At 74.5% G+C, this 18,893-nt stretch carries 19 protein-coding genes; 15 read left to right on the forward strand and 4 right to left on the reverse strand.

The window, feature by feature from the left end; all coding sequences use genetic code 11:
* Positions 1-55 precede the first annotated feature (55 nt).
* From purU to QMQ26_RS20630, 7 genes are all read left to right on the forward strand, one after another.
* The gene (purU, locus tag QMQ26_RS20600) at positions 56-919 is read left to right on the forward strand and encodes a formyltetrahydrofolate deformylase (RefSeq protein ID WP_100836756.1); all 864 of its coding nucleotides are present in this window, start codon (positions 56-58) and stop codon (positions 917-919) included.
* A gap of 433 nt (positions 920-1,352) precedes the next feature.
* Positions 1,353-1,820 (forward strand): ATP-binding protein, encoded by a 468-nt coding sequence (locus QMQ26_RS20605; protein ID WP_100836755.1) that lies wholly within the window; start codon positions 1,353-1,355, stop codon positions 1,818-1,820.
* A gap of 471 nt (positions 1,821-2,291) precedes the next feature.
* Positions 2,292-3,560: an MFS transporter gene (locus tag QMQ26_RS20610; RefSeq protein ID WP_282202269.1), complete on the forward strand. Its 1,269-nt coding sequence runs from the start codon at positions 2,292-2,294 to the stop codon at positions 3,558-3,560.
* A gap of 84 nt (positions 3,561-3,644) precedes the next feature.
* The gene (locus QMQ26_RS20615) at positions 3,645-4,988 is read left to right on the forward strand and encodes an MFS transporter (RefSeq protein ID WP_282202270.1); all 1,344 of its coding nucleotides are present in this window, start codon (positions 3,645-3,647) and stop codon (positions 4,986-4,988) included.
* A 9-nt stretch (positions 4,989-4,997) separates the two neighbouring features.
* Positions 4,998-5,516, forward strand: a complete 519-nt coding sequence (locus QMQ26_RS20620) for a GNAT family N-acetyltransferase (protein WP_282202271.1) — start codon at positions 4,998-5,000, stop codon at positions 5,514-5,516.
* Positions 5,517-5,598: 82 nt separating this feature from the next.
* Positions 5,599-5,928: a DUF4229 domain-containing protein gene (locus QMQ26_RS20625; RefSeq protein WP_282202272.1), complete on the forward strand. Its 330-nt coding sequence runs from the start codon at positions 5,599-5,601 to the stop codon at positions 5,926-5,928.
* Between the two features lie 5 nt (positions 5,929-5,933).
* Positions 5,934-6,944 carry a LacI family DNA-binding transcriptional regulator gene (locus QMQ26_RS20630; RefSeq protein ID WP_282202273.1) on the forward strand — a complete coding sequence of 337 codons (1,011 nt, stop codon included), beginning with the start codon at positions 5,934-5,936 and terminating at the stop codon, positions 6,942-6,944.
* A gap of 29 nt (positions 6,945-6,973) precedes the next feature.
* Here the strand turns inward: QMQ26_RS20630 and QMQ26_RS20635 are convergent, their stop codons facing one another.
* Together QMQ26_RS20635 and QMQ26_RS20640 are read right to left on the reverse strand one after the other, a co-directional pair.
* Positions 6,974-7,408 carry a GNAT family N-acetyltransferase gene (locus QMQ26_RS20635; RefSeq protein ID WP_282202274.1) on the reverse strand — a complete coding sequence of 145 codons (435 nt, stop codon included), beginning with the start codon at positions 7,406-7,408 and terminating at the stop codon, positions 6,974-6,976.
* A gap of 86 nt (positions 7,409-7,494) precedes the next feature.
* The gene (locus QMQ26_RS20640; protein ID WP_282202275.1) at positions 7,495-8,694 is read right to left on the reverse strand and encodes an MFS transporter; all 1,200 of its coding nucleotides are present in this window, start codon (positions 8,692-8,694) and stop codon (positions 7,495-7,497) included.
* A 415-nt stretch (positions 8,695-9,109) separates the two neighbouring features.
* Here QMQ26_RS20640 and QMQ26_RS20645 point away from each other — a divergent pair, with 415 nt between their 5' ends.
* The 4 genes from QMQ26_RS20645 to QMQ26_RS20660 all read left to right on the forward strand — a co-directional run bounded on the left by QMQ26_RS20645 (position 9,110) and on the right by QMQ26_RS20660 (position 12,234).
* Entirely contained in the window at positions 9,110-10,447 is a 1,338-nt protein-coding gene (locus tag QMQ26_RS20645) for a dicarboxylate/amino acid:cation symporter (RefSeq protein ID WP_282202276.1), read from the forward strand.
* Positions 10,448-10,601: 154 nt separating this feature from the next.
* A complete protein-coding gene (locus QMQ26_RS20650; RefSeq protein WP_100836747.1) occupies positions 10,602-11,162 on the forward strand; it encodes a Uma2 family endonuclease in 561 nt (186 codons plus the stop codon).
* A 149-nt stretch (positions 11,163-11,311) separates the two neighbouring features.
* Positions 11,312-11,674 (forward strand): DUF1304 domain-containing protein, encoded by a 363-nt coding sequence (locus QMQ26_RS20655; protein ID WP_282202277.1) that lies wholly within the window; start codon positions 11,312-11,314, stop codon positions 11,672-11,674.
* Positions 11,671-12,234, forward strand: a complete 564-nt coding sequence (locus QMQ26_RS20660; protein ID WP_282202278.1) for a TetR family transcriptional regulator — start codon at positions 11,671-11,673, stop codon at positions 12,232-12,234. Before QMQ26_RS20655 ends, QMQ26_RS20660 begins: the two co-directional genes overlap by 4 nt.
* A 28-nt stretch (positions 12,235-12,262) precedes the next feature.
* Here QMQ26_RS20660 and QMQ26_RS20665 read toward each other — a convergent pair whose 3' ends face one another.
* Together QMQ26_RS20665 and QMQ26_RS20670 are read right to left on the reverse strand one after the other, a co-directional pair.
* Positions 12,263-13,261: a bile acid:sodium symporter family protein gene (locus tag QMQ26_RS20665; RefSeq protein WP_282202279.1), complete on the reverse strand. Its 999-nt coding sequence runs from the start codon at positions 13,259-13,261 to the stop codon at positions 12,263-12,265.
* Positions 13,262-13,550: 289 nt separating this feature from the next.
* A complete protein-coding gene (locus tag QMQ26_RS20670; RefSeq protein ID WP_100836743.1) occupies positions 13,551-13,754 on the reverse strand; it encodes a cold-shock protein in 204 nt (67 codons plus the stop codon).
* Between the two features lie 353 nt (positions 13,755-14,107).
* Here QMQ26_RS20670 and QMQ26_RS20675 point away from each other — a divergent pair, with 353 nt between their 5' ends.
* From QMQ26_RS20675 to QMQ26_RS20690, 4 genes are all read left to right on the forward strand, one after another.
* Positions 14,108-14,995, forward strand: a complete 888-nt coding sequence (locus QMQ26_RS20675) for a menaquinone biosynthetic enzyme MqnA/MqnD family protein (protein WP_282202280.1) — start codon at positions 14,108-14,110, stop codon at positions 14,993-14,995.
* A gap of 134 nt (positions 14,996-15,129) precedes the next feature.
* Positions 15,130-16,797, forward strand: coding sequence for a serine/threonine-protein kinase (locus tag QMQ26_RS20680; protein ID WP_282202281.1), 1,668 nt, complete (start codon positions 15,130-15,132; stop codon positions 16,795-16,797).
* A 101-nt stretch (positions 16,798-16,898) separates the two neighbouring features.
* Positions 16,899-18,107, forward strand: coding sequence for a cyclic dehypoxanthinyl futalosine synthase (gene mqnC, locus QMQ26_RS20685; protein ID WP_100836740.1), 1,209 nt, complete (start codon positions 16,899-16,901; stop codon positions 18,105-18,107).
* A gap of 13 nt (positions 18,108-18,120) precedes the next feature.
* Positions 18,121-18,780 carry a hypothetical protein gene (locus QMQ26_RS20690; protein ID WP_282202282.1) on the forward strand — a complete coding sequence of 220 codons (660 nt, stop codon included), beginning with the start codon at positions 18,121-18,123 and terminating at the stop codon, positions 18,778-18,780.
* Positions 18,781-18,893: the final 113 nt, after the last annotated feature.

Genomic DNA, 18,893 nt, shown 5'->3' on the forward strand with positions numbered 1-18,893 from the left:
GCCAGGCTGGGCCGTCGCCGTCACCCACCCGAGCCGAGAAACGGGGCCCCGCACGATGGAAGAGACCGCCCGCTCCCAGTACGTCCTGACGCTGTCCTGTCCCGACAAGCAGGGCATCGTGCACGCGGTCTCCAGCTACCTGTTCATGACGGGTTGCAACATCATCGACAGCCAGCAGTTCGGCGACGCGGGCACCGGGCTGTTCTTCATGCGGGTGCACTTCTCCGCCGAGCAGCCGGTGACCGCGGAGAAGCTCCGGGCGAGCTTCGCGGCGATCGGCGCCTCGTTCCGGATGGAGTGGCAGATCCACGCCTCCGCCGAGCGGATGCGGGTGCTGCTGATGGTCTCCAAGTTCGGGCACTGCCTGAACGACCTGCTGTTCCGCACCCGGATCGGCGCGCTGCCGGTGGAGATCGCCGGCGTGGTCTCCAACCACACCGACTTCCGCGAGCTGACCGAGTCCTACGGCATCCCCTTCCACCACGTCCCGGTGACCGGGGACACCAAGGCGGCGGCCGAGCAGCGGCTGCTCGACCTGGTCGACGAGGAGCGGGTCGACCTGGTGGTGCTGGCCCGCTACATGCAGGTGCTCTCGGACGACCTGTGCAAGGCGCTGTCCGGACGGGTCATCAACATCCACCACTCCTTCCTGCCGAGCTTCAAGGGCGCCAAGCCCTACCACCAGGCGCACGCCCGGGGCGTGAAGCTGATCGGCGCGACCGCGCACTACGTCACCGCCGACCTGGACGAGGGCCCGATCATCGAGCAGGAGGTCGCCCGGGTCACCCACGACGTCACCCCCGAGCAGTTGGTGGCGCTCGGCCGGGACGTCGAGTGCCAGGCGCTGGCCCGCGCCGTGAAGTGGCACAGCGAGCGCCGGGTGCTGCTGAACGGCACCCGCACGGTGGTGTTCGCCTGACCGCGGGCCGCGCCTGACGCCCGCTCAGCTCCCCGTCCGCCCCGGCCCGCCCCAGCCCGCTTCCGTCCGCCGCGGTCAGCTCCCGCGCGCCCGGCGGCGTTCGAGTGCCGTTGGACATTTGTAGGAAGGGTGGTTCGCACGTGGCGCCCCCCGTGTCGGGGCGCCGTCGGCGGTACGGTCGGGCATGCCCGTGCGGGCGGTGCCGCCGTCCGGTCGTGCGAAGCCCGGCAGGGTGAGCGGGACAGTATGCACCGAGCCGTCCCCCGAACGCTGGAATATGCCCGAAGCTCTTGCTGCGACCCGGTCGCGGAATCATTCTGGGGCGTATTCGTGTCGATGCCATGGGCAGTCCTGGTCGGTGACCTCCGCTCCGAGCGGCCGACCGGAGCGGCGGGATCAAGCGGGCCGAATACCTAGTGCGGGTGGTGGAACGGTGCAGGTACTCCAGGTACAGCTGGCGGTCCAGGCGGACCCGGCGGAGGTGTCGCGGGCCCGGCGGTGGGTCCGCGACCGGCTGCGGGCGGGCGGGATCGACCAGGACTCCCCGGTGGCCGAGACGCTGGTGCTGGTGGTCTCCGAGCTGGTCACCAACGCGGTGGTGCACACCGGCCGCCCGGCGGTGCTCAGACTGCTGCTGCCGGCCGGCCCGGCGGCCGGGCCGGCCACCGTCCGGGTGGAGGTCGCCGACAGCAGCCGCACCGCCCCCGCGCCGCGGCACGCCGGGCCCGACCAGGACGCCACCAACGGGCGCGGCCTGGAGCTGGTCGAACTGCTCTGCGAGCGCTGGGGCTGGTACCCGGACGGCTCCGGGAAGCGGGTGTGGTGCGAGATCGGCGGCCCGGACGCGGCGGGCTGCCCGCTGGCCGTCCAGCCGGCCGCCCCGGTGGCCTCGGCGCGCTGAACCGGGCGGCGGGGCGGGGCGATCGAGCAGGATGGTCAGGCGGTCAGGCGGTGCGCGGTGCCGTGGCGCGCGGTGCCGCAGCGCGCCGGGCGCCCGCCGGGGCGGCCCCCGCGCGCCGGTCGCGCGCGGCCCGCGCCCCGGACGATCCCGTCTGAATTTCGGACAACCCATTGACGTGACGTATCCGACTGATCACTCTTGGGTGCGGCGCCCGTTGCGAGGGGACGCCGAGGGAGACCGGGCGGTGCCGACACTCAGGGGGTCGTTGGCCGTCCCCGTCCGGAACCTCGGCGAGATCGGGCCGCCCGGGCGTCACGGCTTCAGGGCCCGGACGCCGACCGGACGGCGGACCGCCGTGCCGTGCTCGGGGTGCGCACGGCGGGCCGTCGTACGGTCACGCGGCGGGCAGACGCCGCATCGTGACCGGAAATCGCTGGAAACCGGCAGTGGTCTACACCAAAACTGTGGGATGTGACCGCACCCGAACTGCACACCGCTCCCACCCCGCAGGTCAGCGCAGTGAGACCGCCCGCCATCTGGTCGGGCAACTTCCGCCTCTACTTCACCGCCCGCTCGGCCGGACTGCTCAGCGACGCGATGCTCCCGGTCGCCGTCTCGGCCGGCCTGATCGCCGCCCACCACTCGACCTCCACGGTCGGCTTCGCGATGGCCTTCCTGCTCGGACCGTTCGCCGGGCTGGTGCTGTTCGGCGGGGTGCTCGCCGACCGGTTCACCGCCCGGCGGCTGATGATCTTCGCCGACCTGCTCAACCTCACCACCCGCATCCTGCTCGCGGTGCTCTTCTTCCGCGGCTTCGACCAGCTCTGGCAGCTCTACCTGCTGCTCGCGCTGGCCGGCACCGCCGCCGCGATGTTCCAGCCCGGCGCGGCCTCCACCGTCCCGCTGGTCTCCACCGACGTGCAGGGCGCCAACGGCGTGCTGCGGATCTCCGAGGCGCTCACCACCCTGGTCGGCCCGCCGCTGGCCGGCCTGCTGGCCGCCGCCTCCACCGGCTGGGTGATGGTGATCGCCGCCGTGATGTACGCGGTCAGCGCCTCCTGCCTGCTCGCCCTGCGGCTGGGCCCCGTCCCGGCCCCGCCGCCCGGCGACAGCCTGTGGCGCAACCTGGTGGGCGGCTGGCACGAGTTCTGGTCCCGCAGCTGGATGTGGGGCGTCATCCTGATCTGGATGGTCTTCACCGTGCTCTCCTGGGGCCCGCTCGGCCCGGTGGTGGCCGGCCAGATCATCGAGCGCGAGGGCGGCACCGTCTACGGCCTGATCAACGGCATGTTCGGCGCGGGCACCGTGATCGGCGGCCTGCTGGCGATCCGGGTCAAGCCGGTCCGCCCGCTCGCGGCCGGCGCGGTCGCCCTGTTCGCCTTCGCCGCCCAGCAGTTCGCGTTCGCGGCCGGCCTGCCCTGGCCGCTGCTCGGCACCGCCCAGCTGGTCTCCGGCATCGGCATCAGCTTCTGGGGCGTCATGTGGGCCACCAGCGTGCAGACCCAGGTCCCCGGCGAGGTGCTCAACCGGATCCACGCGTACGAGGTGGCGGGCTCCGTCTGCATGTTCCCGCTCGGCTCCGCGCTGGCCGGCCCGGCCGTCAACGCCCTCGGCGCGACCCGGGTGTACCTGATCGGCGGCGTCGTCACCCTGGCCGTCGCCTCGACGCTGCTGCTCAGCCCGCCGATCCGCAACCTGCGCCGGGTCCCCGACGGCGGGGCGGTGGCCGGCGGGCACTGAACCGCCCCCGGCTGTCAGGAATTCGGGCATTCGTGGCAGCCGGACCCGTCGTCGCGGCGGGGCCGGACCGGGAGACTCGGACGGGTGAAGGAACTGGAACTCAGCACCGAACCGGCCCCCGAACCGGCCGCGGGCCCCGCCGCAGGCCCCGCCGCGGGCCCCGAACCGTCCCGCCGCACCCCCCGCGTCCACTACGGCTGGATCGTGGTCGCCGTCTCGCTGGTCGTGCTGATCGGCTCGGCCGGGTTCCGCTCCACGCCCAGCCTGATGATGGACGCCCTGCACGACGAGTTCGGCTGGTCCCGCGCCACCATCTCCAGCGCGGTCTCGGTCAACCTCGCCCTCTACGGCCTCACCGCGCCGTTCGCCGCCGCCCTGATGGACCGCTTCGGCGTCCGCCTGGTGGTGGTCTGCGCGCTGCTCACCATCGCCACCGGCGCCGGCCTCACCATGCTGATGACCCACCCCTGGCAGCTGGTCCTGTGCTGGGGCGTGCTGGTCGGGCTCGGCAGCGGCTCGATGGCCGGGGCCTTCGCCACCACCGTCTCCGGACGCTGGTTCGAGGCCCGGCAGGGCCTGGTCACCGGCGTCCTCACCGCCGCCGGCGCGGCCGGGAACCTGGTCTTCATGCCGCTGCTCGCCGCGCTCGTCGAGCACCAGGGCTGGCGCACCGCGGTCGTGGTGGTCTCGCTGTGCGCCACCGCGGTGGCCGTCCCCGTGCTGCTGCTGATGCGCGAACGGCCCGCGGACGTCGGCCAGTTGCCCTACGGCGCGACGACCGCGCCGCCGCCCCCGGCCGTCGACGGCTCGGCGGTCGCCCGCTCGCTGCGGGTGCTGCGCACGGCCGCCCGCGCCCGGGCGTTCTGGCTGCTCGCCGGGTCGTTCGCGATCTGCGGCGCCACCACCGTCGGCCTGGTCGGCACCCACTTCATCCCGGCCGCCCACGACCACGGCATGCCCGTCACCACCGGCGCCTCGCTGCTCGCCCTGATCGGCGTCTTCGACATCGCCGGGACGGTCGCCAGCGGCTGGTTCACCGACCGCTTCGACTCCACCCGGCTGCTGATCACCTACTACGCGCTGCGCGGGCTCTCGCTGGCCTTCCTGCCCGCCCTGTTCGGACAGAGCCTGCGTCCGCCGATCCTGGCCTTCGTGGTCTTCTACGGCCTCGACTGGGTCGCCACCGTCCCGCCCACCGTCGCCCTCTGCCGCCGCCACTTCGGCGCGGACGCCCCGATCGTCTTCGGCTGGGTGCTGGCCGCCCACCAGGTCGGCGCCGCGGTCGTCGCGGGCCTGGCCGGACTGGCCCGGGACGGCTTCGGCGACTACGACGGCACCTGGTACGCGGCGGGCGGCCTGTGCGCGGTGGCGGTCGGCTGCTGCCTCGCGCTGCGGGGCCCCGGCCGGGCCGCCGCCGCGGGTGCCTAGGCTGGCCGCATGAGCCTGCGATTCGTGCTGGACCCCGAACCGACGCCCGCGCTGCGGGAGGAGATCACCGCGCTGTGGACGGAGGTCTCCAACGCCGGCGGCGCGGTGGGCTTCGTGCCCCCGGTCGAGGCCGCGCAGGTCCGCCCGGTCGCGGAGCGGCAGTTCGGGGCGCTGGACGCGGACCGGCTGCTGGTCGGGTACGAGCCGGGCGGCCGGGTCGCGGCGGTGCTGTTCTTCGCGGACATGCGCTTCGACCTGATGGACCACTGGCGGATGCTGAAGCGGGTCATGGTGCACCCGGAGTTCCAGGGGCGCGGCTACGGCGCGCAGCTGCTGGCGGAGGCGGAGCGGGTGGCCCGGGAGTGGGGCCTGGCCGGGCTGCGGCTGACCCTGCGCGGCGGGCACGGGCTGGAGGAGTTCTACGGGCGCGGCGGATACGTCGAGGTGGGCCGGGTGCCGGGGGCGATCCGGGTCGCCCCGGGCGACGACCGGGACGACGTGACGATGTGGCTCGACCTGCGCACCTGAGCGGTGTGAGGTCGTGCTTCACTGGGAGGGCCATGACTCCCGCGCGCTCGGCGGCGCGACCCGGCAGCGAAGGACGAACCCGGTGAGCAGCAAGAACCACGCCACGCTCCGCTACACCTCCCTGCGGGCGAGCATCTTCCTGGCCTGCCTGCTGGTCGCGCTGATCCTGGGCCACTTCGAGGTGATCCCGGTGGTCGGGGCGATGGGCGTGCTGCTGCTGTTCGTGCTGGCCGCGGTCGCCTCCTCGGCGATCAGCTACGTGGTGCTGAGCAAGCAGCGCGACGAGATGTCCGCGCAGATCGCGGAGCGGATCGAGGCGCGCAAGTCCCGGGCGGCGGTGCGGGACTCCGCGGAGGACGCGGCGGACGACGCGGCCCGGGCGGCCGCGTCCGGGCAGGCGCAGGCCGGCTGACCGCGTTGGCGGGCAGCCCGGGCGGCGAGGGCTCGCGGCGGCGCCCGACCGGCCGGGACGTGGCCCGGCTGGCGGGGGTCTCGCAGGCGACCGTCTCGCTGGTGTTCTCCGGCAGCGCCGGGCAGCGGGTCTCGGTGGCGACCAGCGCGCGCATCCACGCCGCGGCCCGGGAGCTGGGCTACCGCCCGCAGGCCGCCGGGCGCCAACTGCGGCTGGGGCGCAGCGGGATGGTGCTGCTGGCGGTGCCGAACCTGCTGGGGCCGTTCTTCGGCCGGGTGCTGACCGGCGTGCACGAGGAGGCGGCCCGGCACGGCCTGGCGGTGGTGGTCTCCAGCGGCTGGGACGCGGCGACGCTGGCCGAGGCGGCCGCGGCCGGGCGGTTCGACGGGCTGCTGGTGTGCTCGCCGGACGACGAGCAGCTGGGCCCGCTGCCCGCGGACACCGCGGCGGTCTTCCTGGACGCCGACCCGGCCGCCCACCCGGGCCGGCCGACCCTGGAGCTGGACCTGGCGGCGGGCATGCGGGCGGCGGTCGACCACCTGGCGGGGCTGGGCCACCGGCGGATCGGCTACCTCCGCTCGGTGCACTCGGCGTACACCTTCCGGGTCCGGCAGGCGGCGTTCGCGGCGGCCTCGGCGCACCTGGAGGTGCGGGAGCTGGCGGTGAGCCTGAACGAGGGCAGCCGGGAGGCGGCCCGGGCGGCCCGGGAGCTGCTGGACGGGCCGGGGCGGCCGCGCGCGGTGGTCTGCGACGACGACGTGGTGGCGTCCGGGCTGTACCGGGCGGCGGCGGAGCTGGGGCTGCGCGTCCCGGACGACCTGTCGGTGGTCGGCATGGACAACATCCCGGTGGCGGAGCTGCTCAGCCCGCCGCTGACCACGGTCGACCTGCCGGGCGAGCGGCTGGGCCGGGCCGGGCTGGCCGCCCTGACGGCCCTACTGGACGGCGAACTGCCGCCGCCGGTCGAGCCGTTGGCGACCACGCTGGTGGTGCGCGGCTCCACCGCGGCGGCCTGAGCGTCCTGACCGGGGGCCGGGCCGGGCGGCTACTGCTCGCCGAGGATCATCCACTTCTCCGGCACCGACAGCGGCGCGAAGCCGACCTTGGCGTACACCTCGTGCGCGTCCCGGGTGGCGAGCATCAGGCGGCGCAGGCCGCGGTCGGCGAGTTCGTCGCGGACGGCGGCGGCCAGCGCGGTGCCCAGGCCCCGGCCGCGGGCCCGCGGGTCGATGTACACGTCGCACAGCCAGGCGAAGGTGGTGTGGTCGGTGACCACCCGGGCGTAGCCGACCTGGGCACCCGAAGCGTCCTCGTACAGGCCGAAGTTGAGCGAGTTCTCGATGGCCCGCTCCTGCTTCTCGCGGGGGCGGCCGAGCGCCCAGTAGGCGCCCTCGGAGAGCCAGCGGTGCACGGCCTCCCGGTCGAGGCGGGCGGGGTCGGTGGAGAGGCTGTGGCCGGCGGGCAGGTCGAAACTCGTCATGGGGCGCATCCAAGCAGGGCCGGGGCGGCGCGGGCGAACGGTTTGCGGGGCCCGGACGGGGTGGGCGGGCCCGGCCCGGGCGGGGTTCAGGTCAGGGCGGGGACGGGGGCCGGGGCGGCGGGGCGCAGCCGGGTGCGGGCGGCGAGCAGCAGCAGGCCGCCGAGGGTGATGCCGCCCGCGGAGCACAGGGCGACGGCGTGCAGGGAGGTGTCGACCAGGGCGCCGGAGACCGCGTAGCCGGCCGCGTTGCCGGTGGCGAACAGGGTGACCAGCCAGGCGAACGCCTCGGTGACGGTGCCGGCGGGGGCGAGTTCGGCGACCAGCACGAAGGCGGCGGCCAGCAGCGGGGCCAGGCCCAGGCCGGAGACGAAGGCCAACGCGGCCATCGGCCACGGGCCGGGCAGGAGGAGCAGCGGCAGGTAGCAGGCGGCCATGCCGAGGGCGAGCACCCAGGTGCGGGTCGCGGTGTCGGCCTTCCAGCGGGCGCCGCCGTAGGCCAGCGCGCCGAGCAGCCCGGCCAGGGCGGCCAGCGCGAGCAGGGTGCCCGCGCCGCCGGGCAGGCCGCCGGGGTGCTGTTCGGCGTACGCGATGAACAGCACGTTCTGCGCGCCGACCGCCCAGCCGGCGCCGGCCAGGCCGAGCAGCAGCAGGACCAGTCCGGGGGAGCGCAGCGGCCCGAGCAGCCCGGCGGAGGCCTCGCGCGGCGGGGCCTGCCAGGCCCGGGCGGGGGCGGAGCCGGCCACCACCAGGGCGCCGAGCAGGCCGAGCACGGCGGCGGTCCAGAGCGCGGCGGTGGGGGAGAGGGCGCCGGCGATCCCGGCCACGGCGAGCGGCCCGGCGACGTACAGCACCTGCTGGGAGGCGGAGTCGAAGGCGTAGGCGGTGTCGAGCTGTTCGGGGGCGACGACGTCCGGCCAGAGCGAGCGCAGGCAGGGTTCGAGCGGGGGCATGCAGAGCCCGGCGACCGCCGCGCCGAGCGGGGCGGCGAGGGCGGAGCCGGGGGCGAGGGCGAGCAGCGCGTAGCCGGTGCCGGCCAGGACGGCGGAGGCGAGCAGGACGCGGGGCTGCCCGGTGAGGTCGACGATCCGGCCGAGGACGGGCCCGCCGACGGCGGCGGCGATCGCGTACGCGGCGGTGGCCAGGCCGATCCGGCTGTACGGGGTGCCGGCCTCGCGCAGGGCGAGCGCGATGACCAGGGCGGTCATGCCGGCGGGGAGCCGGCCGAGCAGGGTGCCGAGCAGCAGCCGGGTGACGTGCGGGGCGCGGAGCAGTGCGGCGTAGCCCATGGGTGTCCTTCCGGCGGCGGGGCGTCGCCTCAAGTTATACGTATAACCGGAAGGGCGTCAAAGCCGCCGGTCGGGCTGACGGCCTGTCAGGGAAGGGTGGTTCGAGAACGATCTCAAACAAGTACTTTGAACATCTCAAAGGTTTGTTGCTAATGTGCCGGTCATGACCACCGCAGACGCCGCGCACCGGGCCGGGACGAGCACCCCGCTCGTGCCGCGCTGCCCGCGTCTGCCCGGTGCCGTGGACGGCCCGCGCCGCTGTCGCTCCGGCGGCTGTATGCGGGCGGCACGCCGCTCCTGACGCGCCCGACACCTCAGCTGTCGGCCACCGGGTCTCCCCGCCCGGCCCCCGCGTCCGCCGTGCCGCCGCCTCCGCCCCCCACCCCGCCCCACTTCCCCCCGGAGTCGCAGACCCATGTCCACCGCGCCCGCGCCCGAGCCCACCCTGCTGGGACGCCTCCGCCGCACCCCCTTCTGGGTCCAGATCGTCAGCGGCCTCGTCCTCGGCCTGCTGCTCGGCTGGATCGCCCGCGCCGGCGACGTCAGCTGGCTGACCACCACCCTGGACACCATCGGCAAGACCTTCGTCCAGCTGCTCAAGCTGGCCGTCCCGCCGCTGGTCTTCACCGCGATCATCGTCTCGGTCGCCAACCTGCGGAACGTCACCAACGCGGCCCGCCTCGCCGCCCGCACCCTGTTCTGGTTCCTCGCCACCTCGCTGATCGCGGTCGCCGTCGGCCTCGGCCTCGGCCTGCTCACCGACCCCGGCAAGGGCGCGAACCTCTCCACCCAGGGCCTCAAGGGCGTGGAGAAGGGCGGCACCTGGATCGACTTCCTGACCGGCATCATCCCGACCAACATCGCCGACGCCTTCCTGAAGGTGAACGTCCTCCAGATCGTCTTCCTCGGCGTGGTCGTCGGCGCGGCCGTCCTCAAGCTCGGCGACAAGGCCGAGCCGGTCCGCAAGCTCTCCGAGTCCGTCCTCGAACTCGTCCAGACCGCCCTGTGGTGGGTCATCCGGCTCGCCCCGCTCGGCACCCTCGGCCTGATCGGCAAGTCCGTCGCCGTCTACGGCTGGGACCTGCTCAAGCCCTTCTCCACCCTCACCATCGACGTCTACGTCGGCTGCGCGATCGTCCTGTTCGGCGTCTACTCGCTGCTGCTGCGCTTCGTCGGCGGCCTCAACCCGCTGAACTTCTTCAAGGGCGCCTGGCCCGCCATCCAGCTGGCCTTCGTCTCCCGCTCCTCGGTCGGCACCCTGCCGGTCACCCGCCGGGTCACCGAGCGCCTCGGCGTCCCGTCCGAGTACGCCTCCTTCGCGGTGCCGTTCGGCGCCACCACCAAGATGGACGGCTGCGCCGCGATCTACCCGTCGCTCGCCGCGATCTTCGTCGCCCAGGTGTACGGCATCGACCTCGGCGTCAAGGACTACCTGCTGATCGCCTTCGTCTCGGTGATCGGCTCCGCGGCCACCGCCGGCCTCACCGGCGCGATCGTGATGCTCACCCTGACCCTCTCCACCCTGGGCCTCCCGCTGGAGGGCGTCGGCCTGCTGCTGGCGATCGACCCGATCCTCGACATGATGCGCACCGCCACCAACGTGGCCGGACAGGTCGTCGTCCCGATCCTGGTCTCCGCCCGCGAGAAGACGCTCGACCTCGCCGCCTACAACACCCCCACCGGCGATCTGCTCGCCGCCGACCGCCCGGCCACCGTCCCGGCCCAGGCCGTCGACGAGCCCGTCGCCGCCTGACCCGCGACCGCCCCGCGACCGGTACCCGACCGGCCCGCGACCGGACCGGCACGAAGGCCCGCACCCCCCGGGGTGCGGGCCTTCGCTCATTGGAGTGAGACCGCTTGGGGCGGGCCGGGGCGGTCGGTAGCGTGGAGCCGACGAAGGAGGGGCGATGAGCGCGCTGCCCAGCGAGCGGTCGTACGACGCCGTCGATCCGGAACGGGCCTTGAAGTACGCGATCCAGCACCACACGGGCGACCGCGTCCAGATCGTGGAAGGGATCATCGAGCCGATGGCACCGGGGTGGGACCACGAGTCGGTCGCCAGTCACCTGCGGAGGCAGTTGACCGCCAAGGTTTTCGAGCTCGACTGCGTGATGGGCGCGGGCGACCTCGATCTACCGGGCTCCAGCAACTGGTACATCCCGGACGTGGCAGTGGTACCCGCGTCGCTGGCCAAGGGCAGTGGTGCCCTGCTGCCCGATCAGACGCTGCTCGTGGTCGAGGTGACGTCGGACTCGAACGGCGACACCGACCGGGTGGTGAAGCGGCGCCGGTACGCCGAGTACGGGGCGCCGCTCTACCTGCTGATCGACCGTCGGGACCGGGCGTGCACGCTGTTCTCGGAGCCGGGTGCGCTGGGGTACACCCGGGCGGTGGGGCCGCTGCCGTTCGGGGCGCCGGTCGAACTGCCGGAGCCGTTCGGGCTGCGGGTGGACACGTCCGGCTTCTGAGCGTCGGCGCCGTCAGCGGCGACCCGGGTCTGCGGCTGGTCCGGGAGGGGGAGGTCGCCCGGACGGCATGGTGGGAGTGCGGCGGGGACGGCTGGTTTCTGGACGAGTGTCCGGATATCCTGGACACCTGTCTAGGATGGGGAGTGGCCATGGAGGTCGCGGCGGCGGTGCTGGTGGGGGCGGTGGCCCTGTTGCACGGGTACATCCTGGTGCTGGAGATGTTCCTGTGGGAGCGGGCGCCGGGGCGGTCGCTGTCCGGGTTCGACCCGGAACTGGCCCGGCGGACGGCCCCGTTGGCGGCCAACCAGGGCCTGTACAACGGGTTCCTGGCGGCCGGCCTGGTCTGGGGCCTGCTGGCGGACGACCCGACCGGCTTCCGGGTGCGGGTCTTCTTCCTGGTCTGCGTGGTGGTGGCGGGCGGGTACGGCGGCCTGACGGCCAACCGGCGCATCCTGCCGGCACAGGCCCTGCCGGGCGCGGTGGCGCTGGCCGCGGTGCTGGTGGCGGGGTGAGCGCGCAGGGCGACCCGCGGGCGGAACGGACCAGGGCGAAGCTGCGGGCCGCGCTGCTGGCGGAGTGCGCGGACCGCCCGCTGGCGGAGCTGGCGGTGGCGGCCGTGGCCCGCCGGGCGGGGGTCGGCCGGGCGACGTTCTACCTGCACTACCCCGACCTGTCGGCGCTGGCCGTGGACGCCTGCGCGGGAGTGGTCCGGGACGCGGTGGACGCGCTGCACGCCTGGCGGGGCGTCGCGGACCCGGCGGCCCCGCCGTCCGCGCTGGTGGAGTTCTTCGACCGGGCGGACACCCACCGCGGCCTCTACCGGGAACTGCTGGCCCCGGGCGGCGGCGGCCCGCTGGGTCCCGTGCTCCACCACGAACTGCGGGAACGCAGCCGGACGGAACGGGAGTTGGCCGGCGCACCGGACGCCCCACTGGTCGCCGCCGCGGTGGCGGGCACCTTCACCGGCGTGCTGGCGGACTGGCTGCACGGCCTGGTCGCCGAACCCCCGGCCACCGTCGCGGGGCGGGTGTGGCGGCTGCTGATTGGCCTGCACCGCACACCGCTGGGGTGACGGCGGCCGCACGGCGGGCCGGGCGGCGTCAGGTCCGGCGGGACCAGCGTTGGGCGAGCACCGTGCAGACCATGAGCTGGAGCTGGTGGAAGAGCATCAGCGGGAGCACCGTCAGCCCGACCGCGGAGGCCGGGAACAGGATGGTGGCCAGGGGGAGGCCGTTGGCCAGGGACTTTTTGGAGCCGCAGAACTGGATGGTGATGCCGTCCGGGCGGGAGAAGCCGAGGCGGCGGGAGGCCAGGCGGGTGAAGGCGAGGACGGTGAGGAGGAGGGCCAGGGAGATCGCGGCCAGCCAGAGCAGCTGTCCGGCGGTGACCCGGCTCCAGATGCCCTCGCGGACGCCCTCGCTGAAGGCGCTGTAGACGATCAGCAGGATCGAGCCGCGGTCCACCACCGTGGTGACCAGCCGGTGCCGGGCGATCCACGGGCCGACCCGGCGGCGCAGCAGTTGGCCGAGGGCGAACGGGACGAGCAGGTGCAGGACGATGTCGAGCACCTGGCCGCCGTCCACGGTGACGCCGGAGGCGCCGGTGAGCAGCCAGGTGGCCAGCAGCGGGGTGAGCACGATGCCGAGCAGGCTGGAGAAGGTGGCGGCGCAGATCGCGGCCGCGACGTTGCCGCCGGCGACCGAGGTGAACGCGATCGAGGACTGCACGGTGGACGGCAGCAGGGTGAGGAAGAGCACGCCGGTGAACAGCTGCGGCGGCAGCACCGCGTCCGGCAGCAGCCGGGTGGCCTCGCCGAGCAGCGGGAACAGGACGAAGGTGCAGCCGAGGATCAGCAGGTGCAGCCGCCAGTGCCGGGCCCCGGCCAGGGCCTCCTGCGGGGAGAGCCGGGCGCCGTACAGGAAGAACAGCAGGGCGACGGCGAGCGAGACCCCGTGGGTGACGGCGGTGGCGGCGGCGCCGCGGGCGGGCAGCAGGGTGGCCAGCAGGACGGTGCCGAGCAGCAGCAGGAGGTAGGTGTCGATGCCGATCCGGCCGAGTGAGCGGTCGAGGGCGCGGCGGGCGGATCGCAGGCGGTGCATGCACCGATGATCTCCCGGCGGCGGTCGGCGGCTCCGGGCGGGTCCGCTCCGGGCGGGGGCCGAAGCGGAGGGGGCCGGTCCGGGCGGGGGCCGAAGCGGAGGGGGCCGGTCCGGGCGGGGCCGGGTCCGGGCGGGGGGCCGAAACGGGCACGGGGGAGAAATTCGGGCGGAATGGGGAAATGCGGGGGAAGTGCGAAAAGGCAGGAGGCCCGCCGGCAGCGGGCCTCCTTGGGAACTACTACTCGTACGGACCCGAGGGGCCGTGAGCGATCAATTGGGAGATCCCGTCTCAGACGGGGGTGACGTTCTCCGCCTGCGGGCCCTTGGGGCCCTGGGTGACGTCGAAGTTGACCGCCTGGTTCTCCTCCAGCGAGCGGAAACCGCTCGCGTTGATGGCGGAGTAGTGGACGAAGACGTCGGGGCCGCCGCCCTCCTGGGCGATGAAGCCGAAGCCCTTCTCGGCGTTGAACCACTTGACGGTTCCGGTCGCCATACCGTTCTCCTTGCGAGGGACGTTGTGGACACCACACCTTGTGGCGCCCGGGTCCGCTGCGCTGATCGCCCTGCCTCCGGACGAGTCCGGAGTTTTTCGCACAGTGCTTCAATCAAAGTCAATTGATGCCTGATACTGCTGAAAAATTACAAAAAGCCTGCGGTTACATGCTCCGCAGGCTCCAAGTACTGCAAGGGGAATCAAACTGCAACTGAGGGGAACGGTAGCACGCGGTGGCTGCCCCGACCAGGGGTGAACAGCGGTGTCGGACGGTGTGTCGGACACCGGGTGCGAACCGTCCCGATCAGCGGGCATACCCTGCCGGGAGGGCACCAACCGCAAGGGAGCACACGGTGAGCAGTAGGGATGCCGAACGGCCGGAGACCGCGGTCAGGCCGCGGGTCGGGCATATCCAGTTCCTCAACTGTCTTCCCCTCTACTGGGGTCTCGCGCGCACGGGCAACCTGCTCGATCTCGACCTGAGCAAGGACACTCCGGAGAAGCTGAGCGACCGGCTGGTGGCCGGCGCCCTCGACATCGGCCCGATCACCTGCGTGGAGTACCTGCGCAACGCCGACCGGCTGGTGGTGCTGCCGGACATCGCGGTGGGCAGCGACGGCCCGGTGATGTCCTGCGTGATCGTCAGCAAGGTCCCGCTGGCCGAGCTGGACGGCCGCCGGGTCGCGCTCGGCTCCACCAGCCGCACCTCGGTGCGGCTGGCCCGGCTGCTGCTGGAGGAGCGCGAGGGGGTGCGGCCCGAGTACTTCTCCTGCCCGCCCGACCTGGACGCGATGCTGGCCGACGCCGACGCGGCCGTCCTGATCGGCGACCCCGCGCTGCGCGCCTCGCTGGAGCAGGCCCCCCGGCAGGGGCTGGCCGTGCACGACCTCGGCGCGATGTGGAAGGAGTGGACCGGCCTGCCGTTCGTCTTCGCGGTCTGGGCCGCCCGCCGCGAGTACGCCGAGCGGCACCCCGCGCTGACCGCCGCCGTCCACCGGGCCTTCCTGGAGTCCCGCGACCTCTCGCTGGCCGAGGCCGGCAAGGTCGCCGAGCAGGCCGCCCGCTGGGAGGAGTTCGACGCCCCGCTGCTGGAGACCTACTTCTCCGAGGCGCTCGACTTCTCGCTCGGCGAGCGCCAGCTGGCCGGCATCGCCGAGTTCGCCCGCCGGGTCGCCGCCGACAGCGGCTTCGCCCCCGACGTGCCGATCCGGCTGCTGGAGACCGCGCCCGCGGTGGCCTGAGCCGCGACCGGGCGGTTCGGCGTCCGTGGCCCGAGCCGCGGCCCGGGCGGTTCGGCGTTCCCGGTCGGCGGCCGTCCTGGGATGATGCGGACGGCCGGGCCGGGCGCCGCCCCGGCGGCGTGAGGGGGACGGGCATGGAACTGCTGACGGCGGACGACCCGACGGCGATCGGCGACTACCGGCTGCTGCGCCGGCTCGGCGCCGGCGGCATGGGCCGGGTCTACCTGGGCCGGACCGCGGGCGGGCGGACCGTCGCGGTCAAGGTGGTGCGCCCCGAACTGGCCGACGACCCCGAGTTCCGGGCCAGGTTCCGCCAGGAGGTCTCGGCCGCCCGCCGGGTCGGCGGGCGCTGGACCGCCCCGGTGCTGGACGCCGACACCGAGGGCCCCCGCCCCTGGCTCGCCACCGGCTACGTGGCCGGCCCCGCGCTCGGCGAGGCCGTCCGCACGGCCGGCCCGCTCCCCGTCCCCTCGGTGCACGCGCTCGGCGCCCGGCTCGCCGAGGCCCTGGAGCAGGTGCACGCCCTCGGCCTGGTGCACCGGGACGTCAAGCCGTCCAACGTGCTGCTCACCCTGGACGGGCCCCGGCTGATCGACTTCGGGGTGACCCGCGCGCTGGACGCCGCCTCCGCCGTCACCCACAGCGGCTACGTGGTCGGCTCGCCCGGCTTCATGTCGCCCGAACAGGCCGCCGGCGCACCCACCGGACCGCCCGCCGACGTCTTCTCGCTCGGCGCCCTGCTGGCCTTCGCCGCCACCGGCACCGCCCCGTTCGGCGAGGGCGTCAGCGCCGCCGTCCTGCTCTACCGGGTGCTCCACGAGGAGCCGGAACTCGGCGGCCTGGACGGCGAGTTGCGCGCGGTCGTGACCGCCTGCCTGGCCAAGGACCCGGCGCTGCGCCCCACCCCCGCCGCGCTGCGGGCCCGGCTCGCCCCCGCCGCCGCGGACGGCCCCGAGGGCTGGCTGCCCGGCCCGCTGGCCGCCGCGGTCGGCCGGGCCGCGGTCGAACTCCTCGACCTGGAGGGCGACAGCGGCCCGACCGGCGCGGTGGCCGTCGACCGGATGCCGACCGTGCTCGACGGCGGCCGGCGCCCGACCGGACCGGCCCCGGAACCCGGACGGGACCGGGCAGGCGAGCGCGCGCGGCGGGCCCGGGCGCGGTGGGCGGTGCCGGTGGCGGTCGCGGTGCTGGCCGCCGCGGCCTACGGCGGACTGGCCGCCAGCGGCAACCTGCCCTGGACGTCGGCCGACCCCGGCGGCAGCCCCTCGCCCGGGCAGGACGCCGCCACCGGGACGGCGGGCGGCGGCACCCCCCGCGCGAGCGGCGGCGGAACGCCCCGGGCGAGCGCGGGCCCGAGCGGCAGCGGTACGGCGAGCCCGAGCACCGCCGCGAGCACGGGCGCGGAGGCGAGCGCGAGCGGGACGGGGTCACCGGCCCCGGGCGGCGGCGCGGCGCTGCCCGGCGCGTTCCTCGGCACCTTCAAGGGCACCATCACCACCAAGATCGTCCCGCTGCCGTCCACCTTCACCGTGACCTTCACCGCGGGCCGGGTCGGCGAGGATGTCGGGCGCACCAGCAACGCCTCCGCGTTCGACAGCACCGTCTGCCGGGGCGTGCTCACCCTGCTCTCCGCCACCGACCGCGAGGTGCTGCTCCAGGAGCGCCCGGACGGCAACGACAGCGCCTGCACCGGCGTGCCCGAGAAGCAGCGCTACACCCTGCTCGACGGCGGCGGACTGCACCTGGCGGTCAGCGGGGCGCAGCTCGGCACCGACCCGGAGGGCGACCTGGCCAAGCAGTGACGGGCCCGGGGCGGCGCGGGAAGAGGGCTGCGGCGGCGGCGAAATGCGCTGGCGTAGGCTGGGCGGGTCCGCCCCTCCGACGCAGAAAGCAGGCCCGCCAGGTGTCCGAGCAGAACCTTTCCGCCACCCAGTTGCAGGCCGTGCTGGACCGAGCGGCCGAGGGCGGCCGGATCACCGCCGAGGAGGCGCTGGAGCTGTACCGCTCGGCCCCGCTGCACGCGCTCGGCACGGCGGCCGACGCGGTGCGCCGGCGACGGTACGCGGGCGTCGAGCACATCGCCACGTACATCATCGAGCGGAACATCAACTACACCAACGTCTGCGTGACGGCGTGCAAGTTCTGCGCGTTCTACGTGCCGCCGAAGAGCGACAAGGGCTGGTCGCGGGACCTCGACGAGATCCTGCGCCGCTGCGCGGAGACGGTCGAGCTCGGCGGCACCCAGATCATGTTCCAGGGCGGGCACCACCCCGACTACGGCGTCGAGTACTACGAGCGGAACTTCGCCGCGATCAAGGCGGCCTTCCCGCAGCTGGTGATCCACTCGCTGGGCGCCTCCGAGGTCGAGCACATGGCGAAGCTCTCCGGCGTCACGGTCGAGGAGGCGATCACCCGCATCCACGCCGCGGGCCTGGACTCGTTCGCGGGCGCCGGCGCCGAACTGCTGCCCGAGCGGCCGCGCAAGGCGATCGCGCCGCTCAAGGAGTCCGGCGAGCGCTGGCTGGAGATCATGGAGACCGCGCACCGCCTGGGCGTCGAGTCCACCTCCACCATGCTGATGGGCACCGGCGAGACCAACGCCGAGCGGATCGAGCACCTGCGGATGATCCGCGACGTGCAGGACCGCACCGGCGGCTTCCGGGCGTTCATCCCCTACACCTACCAGCCGCAGAACAACCACCTGAAGGGCTCGACCCAGGCCACGGTCTTCGAGTACCTGCGGATGATCGCCGTCGCGCGGCTCTTCCTCGACAACGTCGCCCACATCCAGGGCTCCTGGCTCACCACCGGCAAGGAGGCCGGCCAGCTGTCGCTGCACTACGGCGCGGACGACCTCGGCTCGGTCATGCTGGAGGAGAACGTGGTCTCCGCGGCCGGCGCCAAGCACCGCTCCAACCTGCACGAGCTGATCCACCTGATCCGCACCGCCGGCCGGGTGCCCGCCCAGCGCTCCACCACCTACGAGCACCTGCGGGTCCTGGACGACCCGGCCAACGACCCGGTCGACCCGCGGGTCGCCTCGCACATCGCCTCCACCGCGATCGAGGGCGGCACCGCGCACCCCGAACTGACCATCCTGGCGACCAACTGACGCCCCCGGTCCGATGCTGACGCTGCACCGGGCGGAACTGCTGTGCCCGGGTGACGGGACGTCCCCCGCCGGATCGTCCGCCGCCGGATCGTCCGCCGCCGGTGCGGTGCTGGTCGACGGCGCGGTGCTGGTGGACGGGGCGGCCGTCGCCGCGATCGGCCCCTTCGCGGAGCTGGCGGCCGGGAGCCCGGCCCGGGTCCGCGAGTGGCCCGGGGTGCTGGTGCCCGGGCTGCTCAACCGGCACGGGGCGTGGCTGCTGGAGGGCGTCTACCACCCCGACCCCCGGGAGGGGATCGGCGAGCAGCCGCTGCCGCCCGCCGACGGCCTGACGGACGGCCAGTGGGGCGGCAGCGCCCGGCGCGGGCTGCAACGGCTGCTCGGCCACGGCGTGACGGCGCTGACCGGACCGTTCACCCGGGCCGCGGTCCGCACGGCGGTCGGCCGCTCCGGCCTGCGCACCGCCCCGGCCGCCCCCGGCACCGCCACCGCCCCGGGGCCGCTCGACCCGCTCACCGCCGACCCGTTGGCCGCCGCCCTGCACCGGCCCCTGACGGTCGGCGGGGCGGCGGACTTCGCCGTGTTCGCGGCCCGGACGGTCGAGGAGCTGGACGGCGGCGGGGCGGTCTGCCTGGCCACCGTCCTGGACGGCCGGCTGCTCCACCGGCGGCGGTAGCGGCTGCGGTGGCGGCTGCGGTGGCGGCTGCTCCACCGGCGGCGGTGACGTAGGCGGCAGGGACGGTGGTAGCGGCCGGACCCCGCGCGGGGTCCGGCCGGTTCGTTTCCGAA

It is taken from the genome of Kitasatospora fiedleri, from assembly GCF_948472415.1.
Lineage (GTDB): Bacteria > Actinomycetota > Actinomycetes > Streptomycetales > Streptomycetaceae > Kitasatospora > Kitasatospora fiedleri.